We start from the raw sequence: 20,769 nt of genomic DNA, 5'->3' as shown, positions 1-20,769 counted from the left end.
TTCTCGCCAGGCTGCCGGTGAATTCCGACATTTCGTCGCAAGCCGTCAAACCTTTGTCGCCAAATACCGGTCATCTGTTAGCATAGCCGCAAAAACATGTGACGGGAGGGAATTCATGGCCAGCGTAAAGTCAGCGAGCCGGTTGAAAAAAGCCGGCTTGACGAGGGGTGAAGCCGCGGGCGGCGAAAAGCCCGGCAGGCTTGCCGACTACTTGCTGGCCCGAGCTCCGGCCGAAGATGTCGCCGCCTACGACGTCATCGATCTCGAACGCGCTGCCGAACTCGCCGGCCGCGCCGTGGCCAGGCACAAGAAGGACGACTGCGTCGTTGCCATAGACGTCGATTCCGGAGTCGTCCGCCAGGGCCGGCCGATGACGGTGATCACCGTCGTCAACGACAACATGCCGTTCCTTTTCGATTCCGTCCTCGGCGAGATCACCGAGAGCGCTGGCGAGCCGCTGCTGGTTACCCACCCGGTCATAGTCGTCAAGCACGGCAAGAACGGCGTCGAGGAAATCCTCGGCGATGGCGGTTATGCCAAGGGCGACCACAGCCATGACCGACTGAGCGTCATCCATGTCCATATCGGGCGCCTTTCGGCCGAGCAGGCCGAAGGCCTGGCCGCACGCCTGACCAAGCTGCTCGGCCAAGTGCGCGCCGCCGTCACCGACTGGAAGCCGATGCTCGCCCGCCTCGACCAGGCGATCTCGGAATTCCGCTACTCGCCAGTGCCGCTCGACAAGGCCCATGTCACCGAGGCGATCGCCTTCCTCGAATGGCTGCGCGACGACAATTTCACCTTTCTCGGCATGCGCGAATTCAACTACACCGGCGGCGAGACGAGCGGCATGCTCGAGCGCGCCGAAAAGCCCGGCCTCGGCATCCTTTCCGATCCCGACGTGCTGGTGCTCAGGCGCGGCACCGAAGCGGTGAGCACGACGCCGGAAATCCGCGCCTTCCTGCATGGGCCGGAACCGCTGATCGTCACCAAGGCCAACGCCAAGTCATCGGTGCACCGCCGCATCTACCTCGACTACATCGGCATCAAGACCTACACCGGCAAAGGCGTGCTTTCAGGCGAACTCCGCATCGTCGGCCTGTTCACCTCGACTGCCTATACGCGCTCGGTGATGAAAATCCCTTATCTGCGCTCGAAGGCGGAAACCGTCATTGCCAAATCCGGCTTCAATCCAGGCGACCACTCCGGCAAGGCATTGATCAACGTGCTGGAGAGCTATCCGCGCGACGAGCTGTTCCAGGTTCCGGTGCCGATCCTGCGCAAGCATGCCGAAGCCATCCTGGGCTTGATCGAGCGGCCGCGCGTCAGGGCATTGGTGCGTGTCGACCAGTTCGACCGCTTCGTCTCCGTGCTCGTCTTCGTGCCACGCGACCGCTACGACAGCGTCGTGCGCGAGAAGATCGGCACCTATCTGAAGACCGTCTTCGAAGGCCGGCTGTCGGCCTATTATCCGGCCTTCCCGGAAGGCGGGCTCGCGCGCGTCCATTTCATCATCGGCCGCTCCGGCGGCAAGACGCCGAAGGTCGAGCAGGCGACGATCGAGGCGGCGATCCGCGACATCGTACGGACCTGGGACGATGCACTGCGCGAGACCGCGACCGAGACCGGCGCCGATGCGAGACTCACGGCCATCGCCTCGCGTTTTTCGGAAAGTTATCGCGACAGTTTTCCGCCGGGCGTGGCGCTGGCCGACGCCGGGCGCATCGCCAGGCTCGATGCGTCAAATCCGATCGCCATCGACTATTACCGTCACGCCGCCCAGAAGCCGCATCAGGCGGCGCTGAAGATCTATCACCATGGCAGCCCGGTGGCGCTGTCGCGGCGCGTGCCCGTGCTGGAAAACATCGGTTTCCGCGTCATCAGCGAGCGCACTTTCGGGGTCGGCGACATTCAATCCGGCATGGTCTTCATCCACGACATGGAACTCGAGAACAGCTACGGCAGGCCGATCGATCTCGGCAATGGCGGCGCGCTGTTCGAGGATGCGTTCCTTTCCGTCTGGCGCGGCGATGTCGACAATGACGGCTATAACGGCCTTGCCCAGACCGCCGGCCTGTGGTCGGGCGAGATCACCGTCCTGCGCGCCTATGGCCGCTATCTGCAGCAGGCCGGTATCCCGCAGAGCCAGGATTTCATCGCCGCCGCACTCAACCGTTATCCCGAGATCGCCCGCGGCCTGCATGCGCTGTTCGTCGCCCGCCTCGGCCCGACGGCTGAAACGGAAGGCGTCGTCCAGGCCAAACATCTGAAGGCCAAGATCACGGATGCGCTGGAAGACGTTCCCAACATCGACGACGACACCATCATCCGCCGTTATCTGAACCTGATCGAAGCCTCGCTGCGCACCAATCATTTCGTTGCCGATACGAAAGGGAAGGGCCAATCGCTGGCGATCAAACTCGATTCGCAATCGGTCGACGGGCTGCCGGCGCCGCGGCCATGGCGGGAGATCTTCGTCTACGGCTCCGAGGTCGAGGGTGTGCATCTGCGCTTCGGCCCGGTCGCGCGCGGCGGCCTGCGCTGGTCGGACCGTGCGCAGGACTATCGCACCGAGGTGCTCGGCCTGGTCAAGGCACAGCAGGTCAAGAATGCGGTGATCGTGCCGGTTGGCGCCAAGGGCGGCTTCTACCCGAAAAAGCTGCCGATGAGCGCCGGGCGCGACGCCATTTTCGAGGCCGGCACGGCCGCCTACAAGAATTACGTCTCCAGCCTGTTGTCGATCACCGACAATATCGGGCTGGACGGCGTCATCCCGCCAGCCGGCGTGGTGCGGCGCGACCAGGACGATCCGTATTTCGTCGTCGCCGCCGACAAGGGCACGGCGACCTTCTCGGACACCGCCAACGCCATCAGCGAAAAGCACGGCTTCTGGCTCGATGACGCTTTCGCAAGCGGCGGTTCGGCCGGATACGACCACAAGAAGATGGGCATCACCGCGAAGGGCGCCTGGGAAGCGGTCAAGCGCCATTTCCGCGAGATGAACCGCGACATCCAAACCACGCCGTTCACTGTCGTCGGCGTCGGCGACATGTCGGGCGACGTGTTCGGCAACGGCATGCTGCTGTCGGAGCAGACCCGGCTGATAGCCGCCTTCGATCATCGCGACATCTTCATCGATCCCGATCCCGACATGGCGGCTTCGATGGCCGAGCGCCGGCGTATGTTCGCTCTCGCCCGTTCAAGCTGGCAGGATTACGACAAGACGAAGCTGTCCGAAGGCGGCATAATCGTCTCGCGCAGCCAGAAGTCGATCACCTTGCCGGCGGCCGCGGCTGCAGCGATCGGCCTCGGCAAGACAACGGCCACGCCGGTCGAGATCATGAGTGCCATCCTCAAGGCGCCGGCGGACCTTTTGTGGTTCGGCGGCATAGGCACCTATGTCAGGGCATCGGGCGAGACCAACCAGGATGTCGGCGACCGTGCCAATGACGCGATCCGGATCACCGCACTCGACCTGCGTGCCAAAGTCATCGGTGAGGGCGCCAATCTCGGCGTCACGCAGCGGGCGCGCATCGAATTCGGATTGAATGGCGGCCGCTGCAACTCAGATGCGATCGACAATTCGGGCGGCGTGAACTGCTCCGACGTTGAGGTCAACATCAAGATCGCGCTGGCTTCCGCCATGCGCAAGGGATCGTTGACCCGGACAGCGCGCAACAGATTGCTGGCCGAGATGACCGATGAGGTCAGCGCCCTGGTGCTGTCCAACAATTACCAGCAGACGCTGGCGCTGTCCCTTGCCCGTAAGCGCGGCCTCGCCGACATCGCCCATCAGAGCCGCTTCATGGCGGCGCTGGAGGCGCGCGGACTACTGGACCGTGCCGTCGAGACGCTGCCGTCGCCGGCGGCCCTTGCCGAGCGCGAGACGCGCGGCGAGCCGCTGACCCGGGCTGAGCTCGGCGTGCTGCTTGCCTATGCCAAGATCGTGCTGTTTTCCGATATCGTCGCCAGCGACGTACCGGACGATCCGCATTTCGACCGCGACCTGATGGGTTACTTTCCCGACCGCATGGCAAAGAAATATGCTGCGGAAATCCACGGCCATCGCCTCCGCCGCGAGATCATCGCCCGTGTCGTCGCCAATGATCTGGTCAATCGCGGCGGCCCGTCCTTCGTCAACCGGCTGCAGGAAGCGACTGGGCGCAGTGCGGCCGATGTCGTGCGCACCTTCGCCGTGGTGCGGGACGGCTTTGCGCTGCCGGCGCTCTATCGCCAGATCGACGCGCTCGACAACCAGATCGACGGGCAGATCCAGCTCGATCTCTATCAGGCCGTCAGCCGGCTGATCTTTGTGACCAGCGGCTGGTACCTGAAGAACGATGCCGGCACTGCACCGCTCGGGCAGCGGATTGCCGAGTTGCAGGATGCGCGCAAGGCGCTGGAGCCGAAGCTCGTTTCGCTGCTGCCGGCCTTCTCGCGCGAGCGGATCGAGGAACGGCGGCACAGCCTGTCGAAGGGCGGCGCGCCCGAGAGCCTTGCCGAGCAACTGGCGTTGACCGATGTGGCGGAACTCATCCCCGACATTGCGCTGACAGCGCGGACGTCAAATGCCGGCATCGTCGCTGCCGCCAAGGCGTTTTTTGCAGTCAGCGATGTCTTCCGCATCCCGCGCGTCGAAGATGCGGCGCGCTCGATCACGCCCTCGGATTATTACGATCAACTGGCGCTTTCCCGCGCCACCGACACGATCGGCGCGGCCAGGCGCGGCATCGCCGTGGCGGCACTCACCAGTCATGCCGAGGCGGCGGATCCGGTGACGGCATGGTTGGAGGCCGGCGGCGAACGGGTCGGACGCATCCGCGAGCGGCTGCAGGCTCTGACCGAGGGCGGCGACATCACCGTGTCGCGGCTGTCGGTGGCGTCCGGCCTGATGAGCGATCTGACGGGGCTGTGAGACGTCTTCCACATCGCGCGGGATTGCCGGGAAGAACTGCGCTATAGAGCGAATGGCGCGCTGCCTTGGGGGGCGCCGGAGCATGATCCCAAAAAGTGACGATCGGCTTTTGGACAAGATCGTGCTCAACAAGAAGACGGAGCGTCATTCCGATTCGATCGGCAGGGAGCAAGCTCCAGCGGAGGGGACATGGCTGAGATGGCAGTGCAGCGGGCATCGGGACGCGGCATCTGGGGATGGATGCTGTTCGACTGGGCGGCACAGCCGTTTTTCACGGTCGTCACCACCTTTATCTTCGGTCCTTATTTCGTCTCGCGCATGGCCAGCAATCCGGAGACCGGGCAAGCGGCCTGGGGCTACGGCATTGCCGCCGCCGGCCTCGTCATTGCCGTTTTGTCGCCGGTCCTCGGCTCGATCGCCGATCAGACCGGACCACGCAAACCGTGGATAGCCTTCTTCGCCGCGGTCAAGATCACCTGCCTCACCCTGCTGTGGTTCGCCGCGCCCGGCTCTAATCTTTTTCTGGTCGTGGCGTTGTTCTCGCTGGCGTCGGTCGCGGCGGAATTCTCGACCGTGTTCAATGATTCGATGATGCCGCGCCTGGTGCCGAAGAGCGACATCGGCAGGATCTCGAACATGGCCTGGGGGCTCGGCTATCTCGGCGGCATGATCGCGCTGATCTTCGTCGTTACCGTCATGGCCGGCTCGCCTGAAACCGGCAAGACCGTCGTTGGGCTCGACCCGATCTTCGGCCTCGATCCCAGGCTAGGCGAGGACGCGCGCGCCACCGGACCGTTGTCGGCGGCCTGGTATTTCCTGTTCATCCTGCCGATGTTCTTCTTCACGCCTGATGCGATCAAAGGCATTCCAATCGGGCCGGCGGTGCGCGAGGGACTATCGGAACTGAAGTCGACGCTGGCCGAAGTGCGCAAGCGTAGCGGCATTTTTCGCTTTCTCGTCGCCCGCATGATCTATCAGGACGGCGTCAACGCACTGCTGGCGCTGGGCGGAACGTTTGCGGCGGCAATGTTCCATTGGTCGATTACCGAGATCGGCCTGTTCGGCATCATCCTCAACGTCGTTGCCATCGTCGGCTGCCTGGTTGCCGCACGCCTCGACACAGCACTGGGGTCCAAGACCATAGTGATGATTTCGCTTGTCATGCTGAGCATTGCCACCATCGGCATCGTCTCGACCGGCCCGGGCTATACGCTGTTCGGTGCCTGGGTGATGCCCGGACTGGACGGCGGGGGATTGTTCGGCACGGCGGCGGAAAAAGCCTACATTTTCTACGGCCTGCTGATCGGGCTTGCCTTCGGGCCGGTGCAGGCATCGTCGCGCTCCTACATGGCGCGCAGCGTCACCGCTGCCGAATCGGGCCGCTATTTCGGCATCTATGCGCTGGCCGGCCGGGCAACGAGTTTTGCCGCACCCTTCATGGTGGCCACGATCACCCTGGCCAGCGGCTCGGCGCGGCTCGGCATGGCGGCGATTGTGCTGTTCCTCGGCGCCGGCATGGCGATCCTGATCGGCACGCCCTATCCGGCGGATCGGCCCGCGGAGTGAGCTTACCCCCGTGGGAGGGTAGATCCGCGAAGCGGAGCGGGGTGGGGGCGGCGCTGCCCCACCCCGTCTCACGAACTTTGCTTCGCAAAGATCCTACCCTCCCCACGAGGGGGAAGGGAGGGAGTTCAATGCCGGAAGTGCCTCACTCCGGTGAAGACCATGGCAATGCCGTGGGCGTCGGCAGCGGCGATGACATCGTCGTCGCGCATCGAGCCGCCAGGCTGGATCACGGCAGTGGCGCCGGCTTCGATTGCCGACAAAAGCCCATCCGCGAACGGGAAAAAGGCATCCGAGGCGACGACCGAGCCCTTGGTCAAAGGCTCCGTCAGACCGGCGGCCTCGGCCGCGTCGAGCGCCTTGCGCGCGGCGATGCGTGAGGAATCGACCCGGCTCATCTGGCCGGCGCCGATGCCGACAGTGGCGCCATCCCTGGCATAGACGATGGCGTTCGACTTGAGGTGCTTTGCCACGCGAAAGGCGAATTTCAGATCGGCCAATTCGACCGGCGTCGGAGCGCGCCTGGTCACCACTTTCAGGTCGAGGTCATCCACCACCGCATTGTCGCGGCCCTGGACCAGCAAGCCGCCAGCAACCGATTTCAAGCCAAGGCCCGCCGCGCGCGGGTCGGGCAGGCCGCCGGTGACCAGCAGGCGTAGATTCTTCTTGGCGGCAATGATGCGGACCGCTTCTTCGGACGCCTCCGGTGCGATGATCACTTCGGTAAAGGTCTTGACGATCTCTTCGGCGGTTGCGGCATCGAGGATGCGGTTCATGGCGACGATGCCGCCGAAGGCAGAGACCGGATCGCAGGCCAGCGCCTTGGCATAGGCCGCGTGCAGCGAAGCGGCTTCGGCGACGCCGCACGGATTGGCGTGCTTGATGATGGCAATTGCGGCGGAGCGGGCCGGGTCGAACTCGCCGACCAGCTCGAAGGCAGCGTCGGTGTCGTTGATGTTATTGTAGGACAGCTGCTTGCCCTGAAGCTGGCGCGCCGTGGCGACGCCCGGCCGCCTGTCGCCATTGACATAGAAGCCGGCGCCCTGATGCGGGTTTTCGCCATAGCGCATCACCGATTGCAGCTTGCCGCCGAAGGCGCGCCATGTCGGATGCTCGATCTCAAGCGCCTCGGCGAACCATCCCGAGATCGCCGCATCGTAGGTGGCGGTGCGGGCAAAGGCCTTGGCTGCCAGCTTCTTGCGGAAATCCAGCGACAACGACCCGAAATTCATCTCCAGCGCGTTGAGCACCGAGGCATAGTCGTCGGGGTCGGTGACGATGCCGACATAGGCGTGGTTCTTGGCCGAGGCACGGATCATCGCCGGGCCGCCGATGTCGATGTTCTCGACTATCGCCGCGTAGTCGGCGCCGGAGCGACGCACCTCCTCGAACGGATAAAGATTGGAGACGACGAGATCGATCGGCTCGATGCCGTGGTCGCGCATCGCCGCGGCGTGCTCGGGATCGTCGCGCACGCCAAGCAGTGCGCCGTGCACCGACGGGTGCAGCGTCTTGACGCGGCCGTCCATGATCTCGGGAAAGCCGGTGAGCTCGGACACGTCGCGCACCGCCATGCCTGCCTCGGCAAGGGCCCTTGCGGTGCCGCCGGTCGAGACCAGCTCGACGCCGGCCGAAGCCAGCGCCCTGGCGAAATCGATCAGGCCGGTCTTGTCGAAGACGGAGAGCAGCGCGCGACGGATGGGTACAAGGTCGGGCGCGGGAATATTCTTGGCGGCGACGGCCATGGGCTGGCGGCCTTTCCAGTTCTGGTTGGAGAGCGCCCGCGGGCCGTAGCATATGAGGCCCGGAAATCAAGCCGCAAGGCTTGATCAGTGCCTGCCGTTGCCACCGGCTTCAGCTTTTTCCGGACGGCCGGCGATGATGGTGCGCGTCAATTGCCAGTGGACCTCGGAAATTTCCGAGGCCTTAAACGCAAGCACGATCTGGCGGCTGCGGCGCGGGCCGCCGAGCCCTGCGAAATAGATCGATTCCTCGACCTCGGGTGCCACTTCGGTAGAGGTAAACACCCAGGTGTCGGCGTGGTCGGCGGCCAGCACCAGACGGTCATGCTCATCCTGGAGCAGGTTTATATCGGGATGGACATGGAAACGCACCGTGACGAAATCACGGCCATTGTTGCGGATAGAAGCGCCGCCCGGACGCAGGAAGCGGTCCCTGCCGGCAAGCACATTGCCTTCGGTCGATAATTTCAGCTCGCGCTCATGCAGGAAGCCGAAGCGCGCCACATAGCCGTCATGGCGGGCGATGAAGCCTTGGCTGCCCTTCTGGTCGGTGCGCTTGCAAGGCACATGCTGCGGCCCGCCGATCAAGGGCGTGCCGAGCAGGTCGTTGACGCGCAGGGAGTGGTTGAAGCGCGCCGACGACGTGTCGTTGATGGTGGCGGTCGAGTGGGCGGCGGTGGCGCGGGCAAGCGGCCGGAACTCGGCGGCGCCATAAGTGTCTATGCCGGCGTTGACGATATAGTGCTGGCGGCCCGACGACAATTCGAAGGCGAGGCATCCGGCGTGAGCGGCATTGGATACGTCGACGGGCGGCGGCGGGCCGCTATCGGCGATCACCGTGACACCGCCCATCGACAGGCGCTCATAACCCGAATGCGGCGCGTGCAGCAATGGTGCGCCGGCGGTGTCGTCGTGATGCAGGATGCTGGCGATACGGTCGTGAATGGTGGCGCCCATGCCGTTGAAGCGGGCAAGGCTACCATCCTGATGGCGAAAGAAGCGCAATGCCGGCAGCATCCGGTCGATGGCGCCGATCAGGGCGGCCGGCGGCGTCTCGGCCTGATTGGCGTATGTCTGGCGCAACGGCAGAAGGTCGGCGAGGATTTCAAGCACGGTCATCGGATTGCGCGAGATATGGCCTCCGTCAGGCAGGATCTGGCGGTCGAGCTCCTCGGCGAGATTGCGGGTGGCACCGCGCAGCGCCGAGGCCGGCGCCGGCAGCGACAAAGCGGCAAAGGCCAGCGCAATGCGCGCGCGCAGCCTGTCCTTGCCGTCCGGCATCTCGCGCGCCATGGCGCGCAGATAGCGGATCTGGACGGCGAGCGATTTCAGGAAGGCGCGGTAGAACGGAAATTCGGCGCCCTGCAACACGATCGAGGAATGCTGCAGCCAGGCAATGACACGCTTGGCCGTCGTGCCGGGCTCCCAGGCGACGCCGGAAATATGGCTGCCATGGATTGCAATCCAGTCGGAAACCAACGCCCGCGCGTTGGCGGCGGCGAGTTCGGTACCCGCGGCACGCATATGGCGCAGCCAGCGAAAGCCATGCAGCGTCTTTTGCCAGCCGGGATTGGGCACGTCGATCTGGAAGGGCGATTTGCCACCGGTCTCGACCAGATGCCCCGAAAGCGGATAGCGGCCGTAATAGATCTCGAGCGCGATCTGAGGATCGGCGAGGCGCAGGTCCGGCGGGGCAATCAGGACGCGCTCCGGCGTGCGGCCGGAGTAGCGCCAGCGATAGAGTGGCCCGGCACGCAAACGCCGGCGCGTCTTGCGCCAGAACTCCCTCGCGACAAGCGTCCACAGACGCGTCGTGTTACCGGCAGCGATTGCCAAAACCCCTCCTGATCGTCCTCACCCAAGCACAAGTTTATATGATTCAAGAACTTGTGCGAAGGCGAATTCCGTGGCAGCGTGGCCGTTCAGCCTGTTTTCCATGCCTCCTCGCCCCTAGAAGCCGGATGGCGCTTCGAGATCGGCCTTAGCCGGCTCTGCGCATGCGGGCGGCGAAGAAACCGTCCAGCCCGGAACGTGCCGGCGAGCCTAGCTCCAGATCGGCAGGCGTGGTGCGCAACGTGCCTTGCGAGGTCAGGAACGGGTCGATGCCGGCGATCTCACCCGGCCGAAGCGGGTCGTCGACGATTTCCGCATTGCCGGCGAGAAAGTCGCGATAGAGCTCTTCGCCTTCGAGCGGATCGAGCGAGCAGTTGGAAAAGACGATGCGTCCACCAGGCTTGACCAAGGTGACGGCGCGGGCAAGCAGCCGGCGTTGCAGGTCGGCCAGTTTTTCGACGTCGGCCGCCGTCTTAGTCCAGGGGACGTCGGGATGCCGCCGCACCGTGCCGGTCGAAGAGCAAGGTGCGTCGAGGAGGACGGCGTCGAAGAGGTCCTTCGGCTCGTATTTGAGCAGATCGGCCTGGACGATCTCCGCGGCCAGACCGAGCCGTTCGAGGTTCTGCGTCAGCCGTGCCAGCCGCGTTTTGGACATGTCGAGCGCGGTGACGTGGGCGCCGGCGAGGATCAGCTGGGCGGTCTTGCCGCCGGGGGCGGCACAGAGGTCGGCGATTCGCAAACCATTGACGTTGCCGAACAGCCGGGCCGGCAGGCTGGCCGCCGCATCCTGAACCCACCAGGCGCCTTCCGCGAAACCGGGCAGTTCGGTAACGGAAGCGCTGAGCTTTTCCACCCGCACCGTGCCGGTCGACAAGACAAAGCCGCCGAGCCGTTCGGCCCACAGCGCCGGGTCCGACTTGACCGAGAAATCGACCGGCGCCTCATGGCGATGGGCGAGCAGTATCTGCCTGGCCTTGTCGAGGCCGTAGACCGTTTTCAAACGGTCGGAAAACCATTTTGGCGCCTCGTCGGTGGCGGCAAGTGCGGCCGCGAGCTCGTCCTGCTTGGCCCGCGCCAGCGTGCGCAGCACGCCGTTGACGAGGCCGGAAAAGCGCGCCGTGCGCGGATCGGACTTGGCGTGCGTCACGGCGAGGTCGACGGCGGCGCTGTCGGGAACATCGAGGAACAGGATCTGCGCCGCCGCCACATGCAAGATGTGCGAAAGCGCCGTGGCGTTGGGCGGCAGCGGCTTTTCCAGGCGGCGGGCCAAAAGGCCTGATATGGTCATGCGGTAGCGCAGGGCGGTGACCAGAATGGCGCGCACCAAGGCGCGGTCGCGCAGGTCGAGCGCCTTGTACTGCGGATGGCCGTTCTCTTGGTCGGTCAGCCCGTCGAGTGGCGTTTTCGCGTCAATGACGGCGGCAAGCAGGCGCGCGGCTGCCTTGCGCGCGGCGAGGCCGGCAACAGCCTCGCCGCCCGAATTGTGTTCACGATCGCCTGAAATTCCGTGCCGGCGCTTCGCTAAGCTCACGACCACGGACCTTTGGGTCCGGTCGGATTGCGTCCCCAGGGATTGGGTCTCGGCTTGGCCGGCTCAGCCGGCCTCTCGGGCTGGGCGGCCCTGTCCCACGGACCCGACGGCTGCTGCCCGGTCCCTTCCGGCGCCGGCTTTGGCGTCGCGGCCGCTTCGGGTGCGCCGGCCATTTCGCTCGCCATCCTCTGCAAGGCGGCGATGCGGTTTTCTGTGCTCGGGTGAGTGGAAAACAAACTGTCCATACGCTCGCCGGAAAGAGGATTGATGATGAAGAGATGGGCGGTTGCCGGATTGCGCTCGGCATCCGGGTTGCGGATGCGTTCGGCGCCCCGCGCGATCTTGTCAAGTGCCGAGGCGAGCCACAGCGGGTGTCCACAGATTTCGGCACCGCGCCGATCGGCCTCGTATTCGCGGGTGCGGCTCACCGCCATCTGCACGATCATGGCGGCAAGGGGCGCGACGATCATCGCCACCAGCACGCCGACGATGCCAAAGGAATTGTTGTTGTCGCGGTTACCGCCGAAAAAGAAGGCGAAATTGCCGAGCATCGAAATTGCGCCGGCAAAGGTGGCGACGATCGTCATGGTCAGCGTATCGCGGTGCTGCACATGGGCGAGCTCGTGCGCCATCACCGCCGCGACTTCTTCATGCGAGAGCTGCTCGAGCAGGCCGGTGCTGGCGGCGACAGCGGCATTTTGCGGATTTCGGCCGGTGGCGAAGGCATTGGGCTGCGGATTGTCGATGAGATAGGTTCTCGGCATTGGCAGGCCCGCACGTTGCGCCAGACCCTTCACGATGGCGTAATATTCAGGCGCGTTGCGTTCGTCGACCTCGATCGCACGGTGCATCGACAGCACCATCTTGTCGGCGTTCCAATAGCTGAACAAATTGGTGCCGGCGGCGATCAGCAAGGCAATCATCATGCCGCCGGATCCGCCGACCAGATAGCCGACGCCCATGAACAGGGCCGTCATTGCGGCCAAAAGCATGGCGGTGCGAAGGGTGTTCATCGTCTGCTCCGTTCTGGCCCAACAAAGGGGGTCGATCCTTGTGGGCCCATCGCTATATGATGGGAAACAGCGGTTCCCGTTTCAATCGGGGGCCTGTTTCAATCTAGCGGAAGATCGCATGATCGACGAAACCAGCACAACAAATGCTAACGGCGAGCCGCAACAGCCGGTGACGCCAGCAGCACGGCGTGCCTTGGCTGAGGCCGAGGCCCGGCGGGAGAAATATCGCGAGAAGGAAGCCGCACAACCGAGAGAGATCGGCGGGCGCGGCGGCAAGGAGCCTGGCCGCTATGGCGACTGGGAGGTCAAGGGTCTGACCAGCGACTTTTAGCCCAAGCAGGGTGCCAAACTACGCAGGCTGCGCGGCCCGCTCCACTTCGATGGCAATCCAGCCGCTGGAATCGACGGCGATGCCGATCGCGTCATAGCCGGCGATGGTGGCATGCGGCGTCTCCAACGGATGCCGGTGCGTGGCGCTGATCACCACGATTGCGGCGCCCGCGGCTTCGGCAGCCGCTATGCCGGCCGGCGCGTCCTCGAAGACGAGGCAGTCGCCAACATCGACGCCGAGCCGTTCGGCCGCCAGCCGGAAGCAGTCGGGTGCCGGCTTGCCGCGGGAGACGTCCTCCGCCGCGACGATCACGGCGGGAGCCGGAATACCGGCGGCCTGCAGGCGCAGCAGGGCGAGCTCGCGCGGTGCCGAGGTCGCGATCGCCCAGCTTCCGGGCGGCAGCGACGCCAGGAAGGCCGCGGCGCCCGCAATCGGGCGAATGCCCTCGACATCGGCCGCCTCGGCCTGCAGAAGCGAATCGGCTTCGCGGGCAGGATCGACGCCTGGGAGCGCCAGCCGGCCGATGGTCTCGATCGCCCGCACGCCGTGGATGGTCGGCAGGAATGCAGCGACGTCAAGACCTTGCCGATGCGCCCAAGCTGCCCAGACCCTTTCCGCCGCGGCAATCGAATTGAGAATCGTGCCGTCCATATCGAACAGGAAGGCCGCGAATTTTCTGCCTGCAAACATCGGTTTTCCGGGGTCATCTTGGAGGGATTATTTCGAAAGACGCGTGTCGATCGACCGTAACGTTGCCGCGTCCGTATGGGAAGCCGCGAGGGCGTCGTTTTCGACGTTCGCAAGGAACCGCCGCACACTCTCCTGCGTTGACCAGTACTATCTTCCATGACGATCGTAGGGGGACGGCGATGCTGATCAGGCTCGGCTATGAAATTGCCATTGAATGCCCTGCAGCCACGCCGGTCGTTTCGCTGCTCGATATCCACAGGGATCGCCAGGCCGACATCAAGCGGCAGACGCGCGTGCTGACGTCGCCGTCGGTCCCGACCAGGGTCTACCACGATCTTTTCGGCAATAGCTGCCGCCGCTTCACGGCGCCGGCCGGAAGCTTTCGCATCCTCTATGACGCGGTGGTCGAGGACAGCGGCGAGCCGGACGAAGTCAAAACGCTGGCCAGGGAAGTCCCGGTCGCCGAATTGCCGGACGAGGTGCTCGGCTATCTGCTCGGCAGCCGTTACTGCGAGACCGATCATCTCGGTGATCTGGCGTGGCAACTTTTCGGCCAGCGTCCGCCGGGCTGGGCGCGGGTGCAGGCGATCGTCGACTATGTCCACAACCGGCTGTCGTTCGGCTACGGCTATGCGCGCTCGACCCGCACGGCGGCGCAGGCGCATGAGGAACGCGTCGGCGTCTGCCGCGATTTTGCCCATCTGGCGATCACGCTCTGCCGCTGCATGAACATCCCGGCCCGTTACGTGAACGGCTACCTCGGCGATATCGGCGTGCCCGCCGATCCGGCGCCAATGGATTTCTCGGCGTGGGTGGAAGTGTTCCTCGACGGCAGATGGTACACTTTCGATCCTCGCCACAATGTGCCGAGGATCGGCCGCGTCGTCATCGCCCGCGGCCGCGACGCCACCGACGTGCCGCTGCTGCACAGTTTCGGCCCGCATCGGCTCAGCCTGTTCAAGGTCTGGACGCACGGGCAGGAAGGCAATCTGTTCAAGCCGCCTTATCGTGGCGTCGACAAGACCGTCAGCGCACGGATGCTGGCCTAGTCTTTCAGGACACATTCACAGTCCGTGTTTCCATTTCCCGCCACCGCGGTCGTGCTGAACCGGTTCGATACATCTCGTCTGTACCGGATTGGGACGCAGTCCAGTCGTCCTGAATTGCGCGCCTGATCTTGGTAAGCGCTTTGTCAACAAAGCCGCGCCGACGCGGCTTTCGTTTACCCGCTGTTTACCTTGCCGCCGCTCGAAACCGTTTGGAAACAATGCCTGGGCGGGAGCCGCTCGCTTTCCCGCGCCCGGCGGCGCGATCCGGCCGGATTCCTGCAATGCACGTTCGGACAGCTGCAGGCTGTAGCGAATGGAGGCGGAAGGAATGCGGCGTTTCGGGGGTCTTGTTCAGACGATCGGCGGCTTTGCCGGGGATCGCAGCGGAAATTTCGCGGTCCTGTTTGGGATAATCGGCTCAGTGCTGGCACTGAGTGTCGGCTTTGCCGTCAACGTATCCCAACTCTACAATGTAAAATCGAGCCTGCAAGGCGTCGTCGATGCAGCGGTCACCTCGACGGCCCGCGACCTGACAACCGGCGTTATTAGCGAGGCCGACGCCAGCAAATCGGTGCAGGCCTTTTTCGATGCCAACAGCACGGCGGGTATCCTCCAGGACAACCAGATCGTTCTCGACAATCTGGTTGTCGACAGGACAGCCAAGACTGTCCAGGCGGACGCCCATGTCAACGTCAACTACTATTTCCCGCTTTTCAGCACGGGTGGCATGCAGCGCGTTCCAGCATCGACGACGGCGCTCTACTCGGACAAGCAGATCGAAGTCGCGATGATGCTGGACGTGACCGGGTCGATGGCCGGCCAGAAAATCATCGATCTGCGGGCGGCTGCGGCGAATGCTGTCGACAGCTTTCTGGGCGGCCAGGACCCTGCCAACCCGCGAGTGCGCGTCTCCATCGTGCCCTACGCGAATTCGGTGAATGCCGGCGCGCTTGCCGCCAGCAGCGTCTATGTCGAAACCTCCACCAGCCAGCGCAAGCAGGCGCCCGGCAATGGCGCCGTACAGTATGTCTCCGGCTTTGTACGTCCGGACAATTGTGCCACCGAGCGCAAAGGGACCTATCAGTATTCGGATGCGGGCCCCGACGCCAGCATGGTCAATCGCGACTACCTGCTGTCATCCTTCGCCTGGCAGACCGGCACGGCTGCCTGCCCTGCCGCCGCGTTGAAACCGCTGACGGCGGACGCCACGGCGCTCAAGAACGTCATCAAGACCTTTGTCGCATCGGGTGGCACCGCGGGCCATATCGGCGTGCAGTGGAGCTGGTACATGCTTTCGGAAAACTGGGGCAGTGTGATGAAAGCCTCGGAACGGCCGGCCAAGATGGATCCAAAGAAGGTTGCCAAGATCGCGATCCTGATGACCGATGGCGAATTCAACCTGTCCTACTTCGATGCGAGCACCGTCAGCGACGTTTACAATGACGCCGGCAAGGAGCCGACCCGCACGGCCGCCAAGACACTCTGCGCTGCGATGCGCAACAAGGGCATCGAGATATTCACCATCGGGTTTGACCTAAACGAAACGAATGCCAAGGCGACGCTCCAGGATTGCGCGAGCCCGGACACCGCCAAGATCAAGCACTTTTATCAGGCGGCCAATGGAACGGAACTCAACCAGGCTTTCCAGGATATAGCGCGCAACGTCGAGATGTTGACCGTAACCAAATAGGGGACAACAGCCCAAAAAGGAAAAGGCCGCCGCTTCTCGCGAAGCCGGCGGCCTTCCGTGTTTCCGTCCATGGCGCGGCTCCTGGCGGCGACATTGGTCGCCAGCCGCGCATCTCGCGCCTTAACGGGAAGACTGCTTCCCGAAAGTGCGATCCGCTGAGGCCACGTTCTGGAAAACGAAATCACTCGACATCGGATCACCTCCTTTCGATTTGTTGAACACTGCCTCATGATGGGGTGTCACCCGGCAAATGGCAAGGCGCGGCACTCGAAAATCCTGAACAAGCGTGCTTGCGCACCCAGGCGGCTTGCGGCCGGCCGATCGGGCAGGCAAGATCGAGCCGCTATTGTTCCGGGCCACTATTTTGCCGGGTAAGGGAGGACGGGGATGGAGGCAGCCGAGAGAGCGGCCCGGATTGTTCGGACGGTCATCGAAACGCTGAAGCCGGGTTTCGCGGTGAGGCTGTGGACAGGCGAGCGGATCGGCCCGGCTACCGGCCCGGTGCTCACTATCAACGACCAGGACATCGTCTGGCAGATCGTACGTCGGCCCTCTTTATCGACGCTGATCGAGATGTGGATTGCCAAGGCGGTCGACGTCGAAGACGGATCGCTGTTCGATTTCTACGCCTTGCCCACGCACGGCAAGCTCAGGACGAAGCTCAAGACATTGCCGAAGCTGGCGATCCTGCGCGACCTGCCGGCGGTGCTGTTTTCGCGAAAACAGATGACCGCGCGAACCGATCTTTCCGGCCGCAATCCTTACGTCAGCGGTTCGAGCAAGGAGGCGATCCAGCATCACTACGACATTTCCAACGCATTCTACCGGCTCTTCCTCGACGAGCGCATGGTCTATAGCTGCGGCTACTTCAAGGACTTCGCCAACGATATCGATCAGGCCCAGAGAGACAAGCTCGACCATATCTGCCGCAAGCTTCGGCTGAAGCCCGGCGACAGATTGCTCGACATCGGCTGCGGCTGGGGAGCGATGCTCATCCACGCGGTGAAGAATTATGGCGTCGTCGGCCACGGCGTTTCGCTGTCGGAGGCACAGACCGAGCTCGCCCGCGAACGCATCCGCGCCGAGGGGCTGGAGGACCGCATCACCATCGAGATCAAGTCCTATGCCGAGCTGTCCGGCTCCTTCGACAAGATCTCGTCGATCGGCATGTTCGAGCATCTGGGGCTTGCCAACCATGCGGCCTATTTCTCGAGGATCCATCGCCTGCTCAAGCCCGGCGGCATCTATCTGCACCACGCCATCACCCGGCGCGACAAGGGCAACATGAAGAAGACGCTGCGCAAGGGACCGGAATTCAAGGCGCTGATCAAATACATTTTTCCGGGCGGCGAACTCGATACGATCGGCATGACGCTCGGCAATCTCGAGGCGCACGGCTTCCTCGTCTACGACGTCGAAAACTTGCGCGAGCACTATGCGCGCACCTGCAGGCTGTGGGCAGAGCGCCTCCACGCACGCTTCGACGAAGCCATCGCCGAGGTCGGCGAAGCCAAGGCGCGGCTCTGGCTGCTTTATCTCACTGGCTGCTCGATTACCTTCGAACGCGCCTCGGCGCAGATTTTCCAGACCGTCGCCACAAGGCGCGCGCGTGGGCCGAGCGGGCTGCCGCCGACGCGGGCAGATTTATATCGATAACTACAGAAGGCGTATCGTGGCGCCGATCTCGACGCGAGCCGATCGATCGACGGTGCAGTAGACACCGAGAGTATGGGCGTTGTGGCGGACCAGGCTGCGCAGGATTGCCGGGTCGTGGTCGAACCCGTCCTGGCCAATGATGGTGAAGCCGCAGCGGCGGCACGGCTCGGAGATGGTCAGGAGCAGGTCGCCGATTGCCAGCTTGCGCCCGATCCATTCCGTCTCGGGGAACGACCCCTCGACCTCCGGCATATCGACGACGATGTTGGGGCGGAAGCGGCGCGGGTCGGCGGCGCCTTCCGGATGCAACGCCTTCAGGCGCGCCAGCGAAGCGGTGGTCAGGAGGTGGATGGGCGCCTTGCGGTAACTCTCGGCGGTCAGAAGGCCGGCGTAGTCCGGCGCATCTTTCTGGCGAAACGGCCGGATCGAGGCCGCGAAGCCGAGAAAGGCGGAAACGGCTCGGTCACATTCGGCTCCGGGCGCTGGCAGCCAATCGCCCTGCGGTGTAGCAATCTCGAGTTGGCGGGCTCGCGACAACCGGGTCCGAATGAGCGGCACTTTGTGCCATTTCGCCTCGCGGTCAGGCCGCGCGATCTCACCGTCAGAGGCGTCGACAAGGCCGAACAGGCGATCGCCGTCGATGGTTTCAAGGCCGACGGAGATCACGTCCTGGCGTTCGCCGGCGAGCGAACTCGCCGGATAGCGCCAGAGCTCGCTGACAGTGCCGATCTCCGTCGAGGCAGGCATCTCAGGCCCTCTTGTTCTGCCGGTTGGCGATCAGGTCGTCGACGACCGCCGGATCGGCCAGCGTCGAGGTGTCGCCGAGCGTGGCAAAATCGTCCTCGGCGATCTTGCGCAGGATGCGCCGCATGATCTTGCCGGAACGGGTCTTCGGCAGGCCGGGCGCGAACTGGATCTTGTCAGGCGAAGCGATGGCGCCGATCTCCTTGCGGACATGGGCGACGAGCTCCTGGCGCAGTTCCTCGCTTGGCGTCTCGCCGGCCATCAGCGTGACATAGCAGTAAATGCCCTGGCCCTTGATATCGTGCGGGTAGCCGACGACGGCGGCCTCCGAGACCTTCTCATGCGAAACCAGCGCCGATTCGACCTCGGCGGTGCCCATGCGGTGGCCGGAGACGTTGATGACGTCGTCGACGCGGCCGGTGATCCAGTAGTAGCCGTCAGCATCGCGGCGGCAGCCGTCGCCGGTGAAGTACCTGCCCCTGTAGGTCGAGAAATAGGTCTGCACGAAGCGGTCGTGATCGCCATAGACGGTGCGCATCTGGCCCGGCCATGAGTCGGCAATACAAAGATTGCCGCTGGCTTCGCCTTCCAGCACCTTGCCGTCGGCATCGACCAGCTGCGGCTTGACGCCAAAGAAGGGCCGCGTCGCCGAACCCGCCTTGAGGTGGGTGGCGCCCGGAACCGGCGTGATCATGATGCCGCCGGTCTCGGTCTGCCACCAGGTGTCGACGATCGGCACCTTGCCGTTGCCGACGACGTTGAAATACCACTCCCAGGCCTCCGGATTGATCGGCTCGCCGACGGTGCCGAGCACGCGCAGCGACTTGCGCGACGTTTTGGTGACATGGGCATCGCCGGCGCCCATCAGCGCGCGCAGCGCCGTCGGTGCGGTGTAGAAGATATTGACCTTGTGCTTGTCGATCACGTCCCAGAAACGCGACTGCGACGGGTAGTTCGGCACGCCTTCGAACATCAGCGTGGTGGCGCCGTTGGCGAGCGGCCCGTAGACGATATAGCTGTGGCCGGTGACCCAGCCGACATCGGCGGTGCACCAGTAGATATCGCCGTCATGATAGTCGAAGACATATTGGTGGGTCATCGAGACATAGACGAGATAGCCGGCCGTGGTGTGCAGCACGCCCTTCGGCTTGCCGGTCGAGCCGGATGTGTAGAGGATGAAGAGCGGGTCCTCGGCGTTCATCTTCTCGGGCTTGCATTCGGCCTTAACCGTCGCGACCTCGTCATGGTACCAGACGTCGCGCCCGGCGGCCCAGCCGGTCTTGCCGCCGGTGCGGCGTACTACCAAGACCCTTTCGACTTTCGTTCCGGCCTTGGCTGCGATCTCGATCGCCTTGTCGGTGTTGTCCTTCAGCGGAATCGGCTTGCCGCCGCGCAGGCCTTCGTCGGCAGTGATGACGAAGGTCGACTTGCAGTCATCGATGCGTCCGGCCAGCGCGTCCGGCGAAAAGCCACCAAAGACGACAGAATGGATGGCGCCGATGCGCGTGCAGGCGAGCATCGCATAAGCGGCCTCCGGGATCATCGGCATGTAGATGGTGACGCGGTCGCCCTTCTTGACGCCGTGCTTCTTCATCACATTGGCGAGGCGGCAGACATGTGCGTGAAGCTCGTTATAGGTGATCTTCCTGTCGTCGTAGGGATTGTCGCCTTCCCAGATGATGGCGGTCTGTTCGCCGCGCTTCTTCAGATGCCGGTCGATGCAGTTCCAGGAAACGTTGGTCTGGCCATCCTCGAACCATTTGATCGAGACCTTGCCGTCGAAGGACGTGTTCTTGACCTTGCTGTACGGCTTGAACCAGTCGATGCGCTTGCCGTGCTTGCCCCAGAACCTGTCCGGGCTCTTGACGCTGTCGGCGTACCATTTCAGGTAGGTGTCATTGTCAATCAGCGCGTTCTTCTTCCACGCCGGCTGGACGCGATGGACATGTACATCGGACATTCTTCGCCTTCCTCCCCAAAACCAAACCGCCGGCTTGACTGCCGGCAGGATCGCA

Annotated in this window: 13 protein-coding genes; 6 read left to right on the top strand and 7 right to left on the bottom strand. The window is 64.0% G+C overall.

Annotated features, from left to right (window positions below; genetic code table 11):
• Window positions 1-115 precede the first annotated feature (115 nt).
• Together NKI95_RS17345 and NKI95_RS17340 are read left to right on the top strand one after the other, a co-directional pair.
• Window positions 116-4,912: an NAD-glutamate dehydrogenase gene (locus NKI95_RS17345; RefSeq protein WP_352718330.1), complete on the top strand. Its 4,797-nt coding sequence runs from the start codon at window positions 116-118 to the stop codon at window positions 4,910-4,912.
• A gap of 189 nt (window positions 4,913-5,101) precedes the next feature.
• Entirely contained in the window at window positions 5,102-6,478 is a 1,377-nt protein-coding gene (locus NKI95_RS17340; RefSeq protein WP_352465602.1) for an MFS transporter, read from the top strand.
• Window positions 6,479-6,603: 125 nt separating this feature from the next.
• On the opposite strand, the gene purH is transcribed toward NKI95_RS17340, so the two are convergent.
• The 4 genes from purH to htpX form a co-directional block, all read right to left on the bottom strand.
• Window positions 6,604-8,220 (bottom strand): bifunctional phosphoribosylaminoimidazolecarboxamide formyltransferase/IMP cyclohydrolase, encoded by a 1,617-nt coding sequence (gene purH, locus NKI95_RS17335; RefSeq protein WP_352718328.1) that lies wholly within the window; start codon window positions 8,218-8,220, stop codon window positions 6,604-6,606.
• An 84-nt stretch (window positions 8,221-8,304) separates the two neighbouring features.
• Complete coding sequence (locus NKI95_RS17330; protein WP_352718326.1) at window positions 8,305-10,053, bottom strand: heparinase II/III family protein; 1,749 nt, start codon at window positions 10,051-10,053, stop codon at window positions 8,305-8,307.
• Window positions 10,054-10,198: 145 nt separating this feature from the next.
• Window positions 10,199-11,581, bottom strand: a complete 1,383-nt coding sequence (locus NKI95_RS17325; RefSeq protein ID WP_352718324.1) for an RsmB/NOP family class I SAM-dependent RNA methyltransferase — start codon at window positions 11,579-11,581, stop codon at window positions 10,199-10,201.
• Entirely contained in the window at window positions 11,578-12,594 is a 1,017-nt protein-coding gene (gene htpX / locus NKI95_RS17320; protein ID WP_352718322.1) for a zinc metalloprotease HtpX, read from the bottom strand. The genes NKI95_RS17325 and htpX overlap by 4 nt, the downstream gene beginning before the upstream one ends.
• A 118-nt stretch (window positions 12,595-12,712) precedes the next feature.
• Here htpX and NKI95_RS17315 point away from each other — a divergent pair, with 118 nt between their 5' ends.
• Window positions 12,713-12,925, top strand: coding sequence for a DUF1674 domain-containing protein (locus tag NKI95_RS17315; RefSeq protein ID WP_352465607.1), 213 nt, complete (start codon window positions 12,713-12,715; stop codon window positions 12,923-12,925).
• A gap of 18 nt (window positions 12,926-12,943) precedes the next feature.
• Here the strand turns inward: NKI95_RS17315 and NKI95_RS17310 are convergent, their stop codons facing one another.
• Window positions 12,944-13,615: an HAD-IA family hydrolase gene (locus NKI95_RS17310; RefSeq protein ID WP_352718319.1), complete on the bottom strand. Its 672-nt coding sequence runs from the start codon at window positions 13,613-13,615 to the stop codon at window positions 12,944-12,946.
• Between the two features lie 179 nt (window positions 13,616-13,794).
• Between NKI95_RS17310 and NKI95_RS17305 the strand changes: the two genes are divergently transcribed.
• From NKI95_RS17305 to NKI95_RS17295, 3 genes are all read left to right on the top strand, one after another.
• Entirely contained in the window at window positions 13,795-14,664 is an 870-nt protein-coding gene (locus NKI95_RS17305) for a transglutaminase-like domain-containing protein (protein ID WP_352718317.1), read from the top strand.
• Between the two features lie 328 nt (window positions 14,665-14,992).
• Window positions 14,993-16,354 (top strand): pilus assembly protein TadG-related protein, encoded by a 1,362-nt coding sequence (locus NKI95_RS17300; protein WP_352718315.1) that lies wholly within the window; start codon window positions 14,993-14,995, stop codon window positions 16,352-16,354.
• A 387-nt stretch (window positions 16,355-16,741) separates the two neighbouring features.
• Window positions 16,742-18,010, top strand: a complete 1,269-nt coding sequence (locus NKI95_RS17295) for a class I SAM-dependent methyltransferase (protein ID WP_352718313.1) — start codon at window positions 16,742-16,744, stop codon at window positions 18,008-18,010.
• Here the strand turns inward: NKI95_RS17295 and NKI95_RS17290 are convergent, their stop codons facing one another.
• A complete protein-coding gene (locus tag NKI95_RS17290) occupies window positions 18,011-18,757 on the bottom strand; it encodes an MOSC domain-containing protein (RefSeq protein ID WP_352718311.1) in 747 nt (248 codons plus the stop codon).
• A gap of 1 nt (window position 18,758) precedes the next feature.
• Window positions 18,759-20,714 (bottom strand): acetate--CoA ligase, encoded by a 1,956-nt coding sequence (acs, locus tag NKI95_RS17285; RefSeq protein WP_352718309.1) that lies wholly within the window; start codon window positions 20,712-20,714, stop codon window positions 18,759-18,761.
• Window positions 20,715-20,769 lie beyond the last annotated feature (55 nt).

This window comes from Mesorhizobium sp. M0306 (genome assembly GCF_040321655.1).
In the GTDB taxonomy this organism is placed as follows: Bacteria; Pseudomonadota; Alphaproteobacteria; order Rhizobiales; family Rhizobiaceae; genus Mesorhizobium.
Note: the sequence above shows the minus strand (reverse complement) of the source record. Positions and strands in the feature narration are given on the sequence as shown.

Excerpts from the sequence above, each read along its gene's own strand:
- NKI95_RS17345 (WP_352718330.1), top strand. The coding sequence starts at position 116 with ATGGCCAGCGTAAAGTCAGCGAGCCGGTTGAAAAAAGCCGGCTTGACG.
- NKI95_RS17340 (WP_352465602.1), top strand. The coding sequence starts at position 5,102 with ATGGCTGAGATGGCAGTGCAGCGGGCATCGGGACGCGGCATCTGGGGA.
- purH (WP_352718328.1), bottom strand. The coding sequence starts at position 8,220 with ATGGCCGTCGCCGCCAAGAATATTCCCGCGCCCGACCTTGTACCCATC.
- htpX (WP_352718322.1), bottom strand. The coding sequence starts at position 12,594 with ATGAACACCCTTCGCACCGCCATGCTTTTGGCCGCAATGACGGCCCTG.
- NKI95_RS17315 (WP_352465607.1), top strand. The coding sequence starts at position 12,713 with ATGATCGACGAAACCAGCACAACAAATGCTAACGGCGAGCCGCAACAG.
- NKI95_RS17310 (WP_352718319.1), bottom strand. The coding sequence starts at position 13,615 with ATGTTTGCAGGCAGAAAATTCGCGGCCTTCCTGTTCGATATGGACGGC.
- NKI95_RS17305 (WP_352718317.1), top strand. The coding sequence starts at position 13,795 with ATGCTGATCAGGCTCGGCTATGAAATTGCCATTGAATGCCCTGCAGCC.
- NKI95_RS17300 (WP_352718315.1), top strand. The coding sequence starts at position 14,993 with ATGCGGCGTTTCGGGGGTCTTGTTCAGACGATCGGCGGCTTTGCCGGG.
- NKI95_RS17295 (WP_352718313.1), top strand. The coding sequence starts at position 16,742 with ATGGAGGCAGCCGAGAGAGCGGCCCGGATTGTTCGGACGGTCATCGAA.
- NKI95_RS17290 (WP_352718311.1), bottom strand. The coding sequence starts at position 18,757 with ATGCCTGCCTCGACGGAGATCGGCACTGTCAGCGAGCTCTGGCGCTAT.
- acs (WP_352718309.1), bottom strand. The coding sequence starts at position 20,714 with ATGTCCGATGTACATGTCCATCGCGTCCAGCCGGCGTGGAAGAAGAAC.